We start from the raw sequence: 12737 nt of genomic DNA on the forward strand, positions 1-12737 counted from the left end.
GCCCGCTCTACCCCAGCAGCTCCTCAATATCGGCCCGCGTGAGGTGCTTAATCACGGCTTCATCCGTGGCAATCAGTTCGCTCACCAGGGCTAGCTTGCGGCGCTGCAAGGCCAGGATTTTCTCCTCCACCGTGCCTTGGGTGATGAACTTGTAGGTGAACACCGGCCGCTGCTGGCCAATGCGGTGGGCGCGGTCCACGGCCTGGGCCTCCACGGCGGGGTTCCACCAGGGGTCGAGGATGAACACGTAATCGGCGGCGGTGAGGTTGAGGCCCACGCCGCCGGCTTTGAGGCTGATGAGGAAGATTTTCAGGTCCTCGTCTTCCTGGAAGCGCGCTACTTCGGCGGGCCGGTCGCGGGTGGCGCCGTCGAGGTAGGCGTACGGGAGCTGGCGCTCATCGAGGGCGGCGCGCACCAGGGCCAGGTGCTGCACGAATTGACTAAAGACTAGCACCTTGTGCCCCTCGGCCACCACGTTGCGAATCATGCGCAGTACCTCGCGCAGCTTGCCCGATTCGTGGGAGTAGGTTTCGTCGGCCAGGCGGGGGTGGTTGGCAATCTGGCGCAGGCGGGTGAGGCCTTGCAGCAGCAGAAACTGGGTGCTGGCCGGGCCGTGCTCGTCAAGGTTGCGCAGGATTTTGTTGCGGTAAAAGCTCTTCGTTTCCTCGTAGGCGTGGGCCTGCTCCTCGGTCATGGGGCAGTAGCTGAGCTGCTCGGTTTTCTCGGGGAGCTCCTTGGCTACTTGCGCCTTGTGCCGCCGCAGAATGAAGGGCTTGATGAGGGCGTGTAGGCGTTTGGTGCGTCCTTCGTCCTGGTTTTTCTCGATGGGCTTGAGGAATTCCTTGCGGAAAAACGCCTGCGTACCCAGCAAGCCGGGGTTGATGAAAGACATCTGCGACCACAGGTCCATGGTGCTGTTTTCTACCGGCGTGCCCGTGAGAATGAGCCGGTGCTTGGAACGCAGCTGCCGCACGGCCTGCGAAGTGGTGCTCGACGGGTTTTTGATGGCCTGCGACTCGTCCAGAATCACGTAGTCGAACTTATAGCTGGCCAGTAACTCGGTATCGAGGCGCACGATGCCGTAGCTGGTCATCACCACGTCGTAGTCGGCAAACCGGTCGGGGTTTTTGTCGCGGTAAGTGCCAGTGTAGGCCAGAATGCGCAAGTCGGGCGTGAACTTCTGGGCCTCGTTCAGCCAGTTGAACACCAGCGAAGTAGGCAGCACCAGCAACGAAGCCGCACCCTGCGCCTCCCCGCTTTCGCAGCGTTGCTGGAGCATGGCCAGGGTTTGAATGGTCTTGCCCAGGCCCATGTCATCGGCGAGGCAGCCACCGAAATGGTAGTCCTGCACGAAGCGCAGCCAGTTGTAGCCCGCCTTTTGGTAGGGCCGCAGCTCACCGAGGAAACCGGTGGGTAAGGGGTGGTCTTCCACTTCGGCGAAGTCGCGCAGCTTGGCCAGCTTGCGGCCCATGCGCACGGTGGCCAGCTCGTTGCTTTGCAAGTCGGCTACCAGTGCCAGGTGGTGGCGGCGTAGGTTCAGTCCTTCGGCCGACTCTTCGCCAAAGGCAAACAGCTCCAGGTAGTCCGTAAACCACTCCTCGGGGATGATGGCAATCTGGCCGTTGGGCAGCTTGAACTCACGCCGTCGCTGCAAAATGTGGCCGCGTAGCCGGATAAACGGTATTTCAATATCACCGAAGCGCACCGTGCCGCGCACGTCGAACCAGTCGCCGGCTTCCTGAATGCCCACGTGCACGCTGGTCGGGCCGATGAAGTAGCTCTTGGTGGCGGTGGATGCAGCTTCCACGGTGTAGCCCAGTTCGGTGAGGGCGGGCGAGTTGTCGTGCAGCCATTTGAAGGCCTCGCTTTTGGGCAGGGTGGCGTGGCCGTTTTCCACAGTGAGCTGACGGTCCCGCAGCTCCGCTACCGTGGCCTGCTCCTGCTCCGGGTTGCGCAGCAAGCGGTGGAACACGTAGCTGTCGGCGGTTTTTTCCAGTCGCACGCTCACCGGTTTATCGGTGCCTAGTGACATCAGATGTGGCCCGTAGCGGAAGCTCAGCTCGAAGTAAATTTGCTCAGCTTCGGGGCCGGTAAGCACCGGCACGGCGGGCTTAGGTAGCGGAATGCGACCCCGACGGGGGGGGCCCGGTGGGCGCACGGGTGCTTCGGGCACGGGCGCGGCCGGCAGCGCATCGCTAAACGTGAGCCGGGGCCGCGCCACGTAGCGCTCCGACCGAATATCGAAGCCGCGTGCGTGCACCTCAAACGATTCCATAAGCGGCGCCACAAACTTCTGGAAGTAGCTCTCCTCCACCTGCCGGGGCACCACAATGAATTTCTTCTTCAGAAATGGCAGCAGCTTACGCCCATCTACCTCGGTGCGGAAGGAGTACAGCAAGTCGCCGAGCAGCAGCCAAGCCGGCTGCAAGCACACCAGCACCGCATCCTTATATTGGAAGTCAAGCCGCTGGTTTTGATACTGAATAGTAGGGAAATAGTGCGTGCCGTCTTCGTTGCGCCGGAAGTGGAAGAGGATGGACGCCTTGGTAGGTGCCAAGCCGATTTCACGCCACGTCGGCTCGCCATCACGCCCCATAATGAACACGCGCTTTCCCGCCAGCCGCGCCAGAATGCTCGCCATGCGCGCTTGCACATGTCGGGAAATGATTTCCTGAAGGGGCTTGTCGCCCTTCTCCGCGTTATAGGTCTTGAGAAAGAATTCGGCCGTCGCGATTTTGCGTGGCCAGAACTCTTTCACCACCGCTTCCTGCTGAATCTGGTCGCACAGCTCCACAAGCTCAAAGTCAGTGGCATCGAGCCCCTCGGCGAACTCATGCGCGTTCTTCCCCGACACAGTTTGGTGCTGAAGCGTGAGCTGGCCGCGCGGACCAAGCTGGACCACGTAGGCCGCGAACAGGTGTCCGAGGAATTCGTGCTCGAAAAGTGAGTAAACGATTTGAAATGGTTCTGCGGTAGAAACTTTCATAGCCGGGCATGCGGAAGGCGCAAGATAGGGCTGAAAGCGGATATGAACACGGGAAAACTTCGCCGCAAACGTATAGAATTACGGCCTTGACATTTCAGGAGCCAAAAAAGCCCGTTGGCCTTACAAATTCTCCCGTAAATCCAACTTGCTTGCATTCAGCGCCGGGCGAATGCTTACAGTTAACGTAATGATAATGATAGACAGACAGGTAAAGACGAGGTCCGAAAGCTGCATTTTTACCGGATACGCGTCAACCACGCTTGTTGCCATGCCCATGCTCACAAACCCAAATTGCTTTTGGAACCAGCACAGCGTCACGCCCACTACCAGTCCTACCACGGCCCCCACCAACGCCACGATGGCGCCCACCATCAAAAAAGTACGGCGTACGATGGTCTCGGTGGCGCCCATGGCCAGCAGCACCGAAATGTCTTTTTTCTTATCAATAACCAGCATCGACAGGGAGAAAAAGATGTTGAGCGAGGCAATGAGCAAAATTAGGGTGAAGGTGATAAATACGAACAGCTTTTCCACCTTAATGGCTTTGAACAGGCTCACATGCTGCTCGTCGGAATCCTGCACCTTGAAGCCGGGTCCGAGCTTGCGGCGCAGCTGCTCCTTCACCTGCTCAATCTCGAAGCTCTGGCTCACTTTTATATAAAGAGCGGTGCGGCGGCTGCCGTAGTTGAGCAACCGTTGGGCGAAGGTGAGTGGCACGAAGATGTAGCTGTCGTCGATGTGTTGCTCGATGAGAAACACGCCACCGGCAATTAAGTCCTGCTCGTTGAAGGCCTTGTCGGGGTCAATTTGCAGGGTCTTTTTGCCGGGCGTATTGCGGGGATACAACAGGCGTAGGGGCGCCAGGCGGTTGTTGAGCGTGATGCTGAGTTCGTGCTGCACGCCGGCTCCCACCAAGGCCAGTTCCAGGCTGTCGCGGCGGAGGCGGTGGTCACCCTCACGGATGTTGGCATCAATCGCGCTTTGGCCGAAGTAGTTATCGGAGAGGCCTCGCATCTTCACCACCATCTGGCGGTCGTGGTATTGCAACAGGGCGTTGTCCTCAATGACTTCGGTGAGCAAGGCTACGCCGGGCATCTTTTGCAATCCCATCAGGAAGGCGCGGTCCACGTCGAAGGCCTTGCCCTTGGTGGCCGAAATGACCAGGTTAGGGTCTGATTTTCCGTAGAGCGTGCGCACTAAGTCTTCTAACCCATTGAATACCGACAGGACGATGATGAGCGCCGCTGTGCCCACCGCCACTCCAACCATCGAAATGTTGGAGATGATGGTGATGATGTTGCGCTTATTCTTAGAGCGGAAGTAGCGCTGGGCAATGAGAAAGGAGACGTTCACGGGAAAGGGTAGCAGGCAATGGAACGGGCTAGCTGGCCTGCCGCATCAGTCCGTCCATCAAATCTTCTAATCGTTTCAGCCGTCCTTCGTGCTGTTTCAGCACCACTTCGGATAAATCCCGGATGTCTTTTTTCATGCCCCGGATTTCATCCAAAAAGATGATGTTGAACTGGTCCTGACGCTCATTGAACTTCTCTTGGCGCTCATTAAATTTCTCCTGGCGTTCGTTGAACTTCTCCTGGCGCTCAGCCCACTCCAGTAGCCGCTGATTGAACAGGCTCTGTTGCTGCTGGAAGCGCTGGCTATCCTGCCGGGTGCCGCGCACTTCCCCCACGAGTTCGAGCAGCAAAGTATTCGTAGTAGCCGCCTGGGTCTCCTGCTGCTCCATGCGGCTAAGCAACGCTTCCATAAATGTCTGAAAATTGCTGGGGTCCATGTAGCGAGCGGTAAGCAAGGAGGGGTGAAACAAACACAAGGAAGAACAAGGTAAGCGCTTTATACGCGACGACAAGCGAAACAACTCCAGCCGCTACCGTCGGCTTTATTTCCAAGCCTTCACAATAAGGCCGGTGCCGGAATCGTGAACGGTGCGCGCGTCAAGCCAGTTCAGCAGCAGGCAGAAAGGGAACGTAATAGCGTAGTAAAACGGCAACAGCAGGAAAAACAGGCGCGACTTGCCTAACATCAGAATCGGGTATTTCATGCTCAGGCGCCACGAAATCTGGCCTGGCTCGCCGTACGCGTAGCGCGCCTCAATGCGCTCAAAGCCAGCCGTGCTCAGCTTCTGTTGAATTTCGCGGATGTTGTAACCGTCGCGCACGTGCTCTTCGATGAAACTGGTTTCGCCGTCGTCGTGCACATCGGAGCCGCCCTGGTCGCTGGGCGTGGAAATGAGCAGCATGCCGCCATTCTTCAGCGAAGCATGGATGTTGCGAAACACCTCCACGTCCTCCAGAATGTGCTCCATCACATCCACCGACAAGGCCAAGTCAAAGGAATTCAGCTCTTGGTACAGCACCAAGTCCTGCACGGCAAACTGCACGTTGCTGCGCCCAATCTGCCGAAAAAACTTGTTGGAATCAGCTACTTGCTCGTCCTTCACGTCCACGGCCAGAATGTTCCACTTTGAGCTTAAGCTGCTGAGCCAGTAGGTGTATTGCCCATAACCAGAGCCGGCGTCGAGGATGTGCAGCGGCTCCTGGGTGCGGCCTTTGGCCCAACGGCGCAGTTCCCGATGCACATGCCAAGTGCGCAGCAGCAGCAAATCGAGCAAATGATAAAACAGTCGGCGCAGCCACGGTGTGCGGTTAAATACCTGGCCGAGTGTCTTCTTAATTGGGTCGTAGTACAATGTGGAGAATGTGCTGATGTGAAAAATGTGCGAATGGTGAAAGGCCGGCGGCCGGGTAGGCATATCCGCACACTTCCACATTAGCACATCAGGAAGGTTCTCATTCGCCCTTAAAAAGGCGCGGTCGACTGGGCTTTTCTTCGTTTTCGTCGGGAGTATCCTTGGGGGCGGGGGGGATGTCAAGCGTACCCAACACTTGGTCCATGTGGGCGGCGTAGGCCGCGCTGTCGTCGTGAAAAAAGATAAGTTCGGGCACTACGCGGGCCGTCTGCCGGATGCGCTTGGCCAAGGCCTGCCGGATGGCTTTCCCGTTTTCGCGAATGATTTCGAGGCGGTCGTTGGCATCGGCCCCGAGCAATAGGCTGAGGTACACGCGAGCTTGGCCCAGGTCGGGCGTCACTTTCACCATGCTGATGCCCGGCGCCAGGCCGCCCCCAAAGAGGTGCGGCAGGTCGCGCTGTAGCACAGCGGCCAATTCCTGCTGGAGCAGGCTAGCCATTTTTTGTTGTCGTTTACTTTCCATAATTAAGCTGCAAAGGTATGGTTTCGATGATTGGCGTTGGTAGCGCAAAAGTCAGCCCTCGATACGGTCCTACTACTTAAACGTAAACCGGCAAATTTGCACCTGCAGGCTGGGGCACGGGCGCTGAAAAATATTTGTTCACCTCAACCAACCTTTTAGCAGTTAACTGACACTTTGAGGCAAATCCAGTTTTAGTGACCGACCCTTCTTCCGCGGCTGCATCCGACGATTTGCTGCTAGCTGGCTGCCTGGCTCAGGACCGCACGGCTCAGTACCAACTCTACCAGCGGTATAAAGCTGCTATGTTTTCTTCCGCTCTGCGTATTCTGCGCGACCGTGAGCTGGCTCAAGATGCCTTGCAGGAGGCATTCGTGCAGGTATTCCGGCAGCTAGCCAAGTTCCGGCGCGAGTCAACACTGGGCGCCTGGATTCGTACCATTGTGGTGCGGCAGGCCCTGCAATTGCTGCGGCGCGAAAACTCGATGGAAGTATATGACCCGTTGCGCCACACCGAGCCGCAGGTGGCCTGGCACGACAGCCTCACCGGTGAGGCCTTGGACAAAGCTATTGGCGAATTGCCCCCGGGCTATCGGAGCGTTTTCTGCCTGATTGAGGTTGAAGGATACTCACACCGCGAGGTTGCTGAGTTGCTGGGTATTTCCGAAGGAACCAGCAAATCGCAGCTCTACCATGCCAAGAAGCAACTGCAAATTAAACTTCATCACCTGTACGCATGAGCCCTACGCCCGAACTGCCCGAACCCGGCCGGCCGAATCTGCGCCGGGCTATTCATTCACTACCCGTCCACGAACCTGACGCGGCACTGTGGCTCCGTATTGCTACTCAGCTCGCAGCCGAGCAGGCCATTGCCCATGCTGTAGCGCAGCTCCCTACTCATGAACCCGACCAGGAGCTATGGTCGCGCATCACTACTCAATTAACGCTAGAATCTGTCGCCGACCAGCCCCTAACTTCCTGGCCAGCTCTCCCAACCTACGAGCCGGATGATGCAGTCTGGGATACAATTGCTGCTCGTCTCGATGCCCCAACCATTGCTGCGGAGCCTAACCAGCTGCCCCAACGCTCGGTGGTGCGGCAGCTATGGCCCGTGGCCGCCGCGCCACGCCGGCTCATGGCCCTGGCAGCCAGCTTGCTACTACTGGTGAGCCTGGTATGGTGGCAGCGCCCGACATCCAGTACCAATGGCCCCCGCGAAACAGTGTCTTACACCCAGGAAATCGTGACCGAAGCTGTTCCCACGGCCCTAGCCCCTGCCCCTGACCCACTGGAAGCCGAAGGCCGGGCCTTCATCGACTCCAAGTGCTCGACTCTCCCAGCGGTGTGCCAGTCAGGTGACTTTCAGTCGTTGCGTGGCCAACTCGATGAGCTGGAAACCGAAGAGCAGCGCCTGCTGCGAGACAGCCAGCGGTTTGGCAATAGCCCGGAACTGGTCCGCCACCAAGTGCGTGTTGCCACGCTCAAAGCCACGGTCACCCGCGAGCTTATTCGTCTGTTGATATCATAACAGTTTTGCTTTCAGCGTCTATTTATTAGGGCTAGTATCCTCTGGTGGTACTAGCCGTTGGGCCCCTCTCCTGGAGGGAGGTGCAGCCACGAGAATAGCCCTATCCCAAGCAGTAGTAGCCAATAGTGAGCAGTGGGATAGGCTGAAGAGGCGAGTTGTCGTGCAACTTTGCACTTCCAACACTCTTCCTCGTGCTTCGCTTTTTCAAAAGCTCCCTTCCTGCTCAACTTCTGGCCCTATTGGTGCTGGTGCTAGCCCTGCGCTTGCCGCTACTTTGGTTCGGCCTGCCCCTGACAGCCGCCGAGTTGCGGGCTCTGCTGGTGGGCGAGCGGCTGCGCGGCGGCGCCATGCCCTACCGCGACCTCTACGACGGCACCGCGCCCCTGGCCGCAGCTACGTTTGCGGCACTTGATGCCGTACTATCCCGGCCTGTCTGGCTCTATCGGATTTTCGCGCTGATCCTGCTGCTGGTGCAGGCGCTACGTCTGAATGTGGTGTTCAACCGCTACGATGTGCACCCGGAGCGCGGGTATATTGCCGCGCTTACTTACCTGGTGGTGGGCAGCGTGAGTACCGATTTAGATGCGCTGTCGCCACTGCTGCTGGGGCATACGTTTATTGTGTTCGCGTTGAGCGCGCTACTGCCCACTTCCCGCGAGGGCTACGACAATCGCCGGCTGTTTCGGGCTGGGTTCCTGATTGGGCTCGGGGCCCTCTGCTACTTGCCGCTAACCCTGTTCTTGATAGTGGGACTGTTTGCGGTAATCATTTTCGCGGCTAATTCTTTTCGAAGCACGCTGCTGCTACTGTGCGGGTTTTCCTTTCCGTACGCATCGATAGGTACCTTTTTCTTTTACATCGGTGCCGTGCCAGGGTTTGTGCAATTTCACCTGCAGCCCGGCCTCACCGATTTGATTACCAGTGGACTGCCAGCGGGCCTGCAGCTGCGTCTGCTCATCGTTCCCAGTGTAGTGCTGGTGCTGGCCTTGCTGCGTTCGTTGGGCACTTCCTTAGGCCTGGTATTTCAGGTGAAATTCCGGCAAATGATGATGGTTTGGCTGGTGGTAGCCATTGCTACGGCGGCGGTTGAGCGCGGTGCGGCTCCGGGAGTGCTGGTGCTGCTGCTACCTCCGCTGGCGTATTTAAGCCTCTTTCTATGGCAGCGCTATCAGCGGGCTTGGATGCTGGAATTGTTACTGGTAATAATTTTTAGCGCGGCGGTGGTGCTGCGCTACCGGGCCCAGGTACCGGGCCTCGAAGCCATTTTGCATATGCCCGCCGAAAGCCGCTTCGGCCTGCAGCCCGACCCGCGCTACGCCGCCATCCACGACCATACGCTGCTCGTTCTCGGCCCCGACGACCGCGCCTACTTCAATAACCACCCCGCCACGCCCTATCTCGACTGGACGCTGTCCCAGGCCGATTTCGGCCATTTGATGGAGTACGCCGCGGTGGTGCGTATAGCCCAAAAGATGGGCCCTACGCCCCCCGATTATCTCATCGACCAAAGTGCCAAAGTTCCGCGGCTGAAGCAGTTGCTGCCGGGTATATTCGGCCTCTACGAACTTACAAGCACACCTGGCCTGTATCGACGCCGCCAGCCTGGCTCAGTATTTTCAGGTAATAAGTAGCACCTAACCACGCTTCTCTACACCCAGCACCAAGCGTGGGCACGTTGCTCGGTGGGCACATTGCGCAGGAACACCGCCAACGGCTCCAGGTCCGTTAGCAGCGAGGTGAGCACGATGGTGCGGCCGTCGGTGAGGTGCAGGCGCAAGTAGTTGTATTTGGCCCAGAAGGTGCGGCGTGCACTGCACGTAACTCGCTCCACGCCGGCTAGGTCGCGCCGCTCAAAAGCCACCCGCTGCCCGCCTTCATACACTTCAAACCGGTTTTCGATGGGTTGGAAAGCCAGGACAGTTTCGTGGTTCAGCCCCCAATAGCGCAGATGCAACAGCAGCGCTGGTCCGCTCAGCATCAGCGTAAAAACCAGGAACCCCATCGTCAGAACCCACTCAAACCGGCTGATTCCTGCCCCACCCATTGCTGCGGCTGGCACCACACTCAGCCCGGCTCCCAGCGCCAGCAGCGGCCAGAATAGCAACCGTAGTTGCCGGGCCACCGTCGTTTGGTAAACATGAGTACGCTTCGAAAAAAGTCCTGTTAGCCAGCGAGCAGCACCCAGTACTAATAAAAGAACCACCGCCGCTTCTAGGAGCGGGCGGATAAAGGAAGATTTCATAGCTTAAAAAGTACGCCCCTGCTCTAGGCGCCAACCTGCACCCAGGCCTCGTGGGCCTCGTGGGCCCGCAGCCGGCCAAAGCTTTCCAGCGTCAATCCATGTTGTGCAAACACGGCTAACACCGTCTCGCGTCCTTCCGGCGCCACGCACACCAGCAGGCCACCGGAAGTCTGCGGGTCGCACAGCCAGGCCCGTTGCTCATCGCCTATGGGCCCTACCTTGTGCCCGTAGCTGGCCCAGTTGCGGCTCGTGCCACCCGGTATGCTGCCTTGCCGCAAATATGGCTCGGCGGCTGCAATGCGTGGCACTTTCAAAAAGTCAATTTCCGCCGTCAATCGGCTGCCCTCACACACCTCTGCCAAGTGCCCAAGCAGTCCGAAGCCGGTCACATCCGTAAGAGCCGTCACGGCGGCTAGCTTACTCAACTCCGCCCCAATCTTATTGAGCTGCATCATCTGAGCCGGGGCAATAGCCGCATCTTCTTCCCGCAAAATGCCTTTTTTCTGCGCGGTAGTTAGAATACCCACACCTAATGGCTTGGTCAAATAAAGCTCCGAGCCGGCTGTGGCCGTATCATTTTGTTTCAAATTAATAATATCTACCATCCCCGTTACGGCCAAACCGAAAATTGGCTCCGGCGAGTCAATGCTGTGGCCACCAGCCAGCGGAATGCCCGCTTCGGCACAAATGCTGCGAGCACCTTCCAGTACGCGGCGCGCCACTTCGGGGGGCAGCTTGTCCACGGGCCAGCCCAGCACGGCAATGGCTAGCAGCGGCCGCCCACCCATGGCGTACACATCCGAAATGGCATTGGCCGAGGCGATACGGCCAAAATCGTGTGCATCGTCCACAATAGGCATGAAAAAGTCAGTCGTCGAAATCACCGCCTGCCCGCCGCCAATATCGTACACCGCCGCGTCGTCGCGGCTGGCGTTACCCACCAACAGCTTATCGTAATGGGGCTGGGCAATGCTGGTGTGCAGCATTTGATCGAGCACTGCCGGCGCGATTTTGCAGCCGCAGCCCGCGCCGTGGCTATACTGGGTAAGTTTATAGTCTGGTGTAGGAGTCATATGATTACAAAGGCAAGTCTGTCTGCTGGTATTGGACTACAAAAGTCCGCAAAGAGTTTTGGAGTGGTCGGCTGGGTCGTTGTAACCAAGCTCAACAAATAAATAACGAGGGACGAAGCCTGTAGCACGTTGCCATCAGCCTTCGTCCCTCGTTATTTATTTGTTGAGCTACCCGGAGGATATCCGCGGCTATTTCACCGCAATGGGTGCCTCCAGGTTTTCCCAGCGCAGCACCAAGCCTTTGGGTGTTACTTCGTAGGCCAGTCGCTCGGTCATGGCCGCGGTCTTTCGCGGTGTCACCGTCACGCGCAGGGCATCTTGTTTCTCGTCGTATTTAAACGCGCCCCACTGGTTCGGCACCTTGTTGAAAATCACAGTCCACTGCTTCTCCGTCGGGAGTACAAAGAAGCCGTACTTGCCAGCGGGCAAGGCCTTCCCCTCCACCGTCACCGGCTTGCTGAATTCAACCGTCGTGGCCTCGTTGGCCCCGGCGCGCCACACTTGGCCGTAGGGCACTAGCTCACCCCAAATAGTCCGGCCCTTCACCGCCGGGCTGCTGTAGCTTACCGTCACATCGGCAGCGCCAATTTTGCCAGTAGCCGTGGCGGCAGGGCTGGGTTTTGCCTCTTTGGCTGCCTCAGTTTGGGCGTAAGCCGTAATAGTAGTAGTCAGGACCGTGGCGAGGCCAAAGACAACATTACAGAGCAGTTGTTTGGTAATCATTGTTTGAGAGTTGAAAATGATGAAAATTTAAGTATTGAATTAGAACATCGACAAAGCCTCGTGGCGAGTTGTGAACTCATGCCGAAGTGTTGTTAAGCACTTGCTTGCCTTATGAACCCTACGTGCTCTGGCTGGGTTTTCAATGTCAACAAACCGCATCAATAGTTGCTTGCCTTAGCTTGATGGTGTGGTGTCAAGCTATCAAGTAACTAGTGCAGTATCGAGGCCGGTCTGTAGCCAAGCAATAACGCGAGCTTTCACAGTCTGTGCGCCCGCGTGCTGTGTTGAGATTCGCGGCCTAAAAGGCCGTACACCCGTGCAAAAATCCTGAAACCTCTTTAACCGATGCGGTGCGGGCGTCTTCCTGAAAATGGCATTCCTTGCATTCCGCCGCCCATTGTCGTATCTTTGCCCCTGAAGTTGGTATTCGCTTTAGCAAAGAGGGGACGCACAGTCCCCTCTTTTTTTGCCCTGATAGTTAACCCCATGTCTTTCGACCGTACCCTGCTGCTGGAAATGCTCCGCGACGCCATCGGTGACCAGGAACTGTTCATCGTGGGCCTCACCGTGTCCGATTCGGTGATGCCGAAGGTGACCGTAACCCTCGACGGGCCCGAGGGTCTGGCCATTCAGGCCTGCGCCACCATCAGCCGCCGCCTGGCCCGCCGCATCGACGAGCACTACGGCGAAGATGCGGCTTATTCCTTGGAAGTCACCAGCCCCGGCGCCGACCAGCCCCTCACGGACCCGCGCCAGTATCCGCGCCACATTGGTCGCTCCCTGGCCCTGAAGCTAGCCGATGGTACTGAGAAAACTGGAGTACTCACTGCCGCCACGCCCGAAGGCGTGGAAATTGAAGAAGTCATCAAACAGAAAACCAAGAAAACCACCCTGCCCGCCGCCTTCTATTCTTTCGGGGACATCAAGGAGGCCAAGGTTGTTATTTCATTTAAGTAATTGC

At 57.8% G+C, this 12737-nt stretch carries 12 protein-coding genes; 4 read left to right on the plus strand and 8 right to left on the minus strand.

Annotated elements, in window-relative coordinates:
* Positions 1–7: 7 nt before the first annotated feature.
* From WX88_RS18575 to WX88_RS18595, 5 genes are all read right to left on the minus strand, one after another.
* Positions 8–2986, minus strand: a complete 2979-nt coding sequence (locus WX88_RS18575; RefSeq protein ID WP_046245909.1) for a DEAD/DEAH box helicase — start codon at positions 2984–2986, stop codon at positions 8–10.
* A 120-nt stretch (positions 2987–3106) separates the two neighbouring features.
* Positions 3107–4339, minus strand: coding sequence for an ABC transporter permease (locus tag WX88_RS18580; RefSeq protein ID WP_046245910.1), 1233 nt, complete (start codon positions 4337–4339; stop codon positions 3107–3109).
* Between the two features lie 28 nt (positions 4340–4367).
* Positions 4368–4808, minus strand: a complete 441-nt coding sequence (locus WX88_RS18585; RefSeq protein ID WP_046245911.1) for a hypothetical protein — start codon at positions 4806–4808, stop codon at positions 4368–4370.
* Between the two features lie 72 nt (positions 4809–4880).
* The gene (locus WX88_RS18590) at positions 4881–5753 is read right to left on the minus strand and encodes a class I SAM-dependent methyltransferase (RefSeq protein WP_231590742.1); all 873 of its coding nucleotides are present in this window, start codon (positions 5751–5753) and stop codon (positions 4881–4883) included.
* Positions 5754–5790: 37 nt separating this feature from the next.
* Positions 5791–6189, minus strand: a complete 399-nt coding sequence (locus WX88_RS18595) for a ribosome-binding factor A (RefSeq protein ID WP_316932339.1) — start codon at positions 6187–6189, stop codon at positions 5791–5793.
* A gap of 218 nt (positions 6190–6407) precedes the next feature.
* On the opposite strand from WX88_RS18595, the gene WX88_RS18600 reads away from it, so the two are divergent.
* From WX88_RS18600 to WX88_RS18610, 3 genes are all read left to right on the plus strand, one after another.
* Entirely contained in the window at positions 6408–6950 is a 543-nt protein-coding gene (locus WX88_RS18600) for an RNA polymerase sigma factor (protein WP_046245913.1), read from the plus strand.
* A complete protein-coding gene (locus tag WX88_RS18605; RefSeq protein WP_046245914.1) occupies positions 6947–7738 on the plus strand; it encodes a hypothetical protein in 792 nt (263 codons plus the stop codon). The genes WX88_RS18600 and WX88_RS18605 overlap by 4 nt, the downstream gene beginning before the upstream one ends.
* 191 nt (positions 7739–7929) lie before the next feature.
* Positions 7930–9369 carry a hypothetical protein gene (locus WX88_RS18610; protein WP_046245915.1) on the plus strand — a complete coding sequence of 480 codons (1440 nt, stop codon included), beginning with the start codon at positions 7930–7932 and terminating at the stop codon, positions 9367–9369.
* Positions 9370–9386: 17 nt separating this feature from the next.
* On the opposite strand, the gene WX88_RS18615 is transcribed toward WX88_RS18610, so the two are convergent.
* From WX88_RS18615 to WX88_RS18625, 3 genes are all read right to left on the minus strand, one after another.
* Positions 9387–9980 carry a hypothetical protein gene (locus WX88_RS18615; protein ID WP_046245916.1) on the minus strand — a complete coding sequence of 198 codons (594 nt, stop codon included), beginning with the start codon at positions 9978–9980 and terminating at the stop codon, positions 9387–9389.
* A 23-nt stretch (positions 9981–10003) separates the two neighbouring features.
* A complete protein-coding gene (selD, locus tag WX88_RS18620) occupies positions 10004–11053 on the minus strand; it encodes a selenide, water dikinase SelD (RefSeq protein ID WP_046245917.1) in 1050 nt (349 codons plus the stop codon).
* A 189-nt stretch (positions 11054–11242) separates the two neighbouring features.
* The gene (locus WX88_RS18625; RefSeq protein ID WP_052732848.1) at positions 11243–11776 is read right to left on the minus strand and encodes a DUF2911 domain-containing protein; all 534 of its coding nucleotides are present in this window, start codon (positions 11774–11776) and stop codon (positions 11243–11245) included.
* A 486-nt stretch (positions 11777–12262) separates the two neighbouring features.
* On the opposite strand from WX88_RS18625, the gene WX88_RS18630 reads away from it, so the two are divergent.
* Complete coding sequence (locus WX88_RS18630; protein WP_231590743.1) at positions 12263–12733, plus strand: ribosome maturation factor RimP; 471 nt, start codon at positions 12263–12265, stop codon at positions 12731–12733.
* Positions 12734–12737: the final 4 nt, after the last annotated feature.

The sequence above is a fragment of the Hymenobacter terrenus genome (assembly GCF_000972495.1).
GTDB classification, from domain to species: Bacteria; Bacteroidota; Bacteroidia; order Cytophagales; family Hymenobacteraceae; genus Hymenobacter; species Hymenobacter terrenus.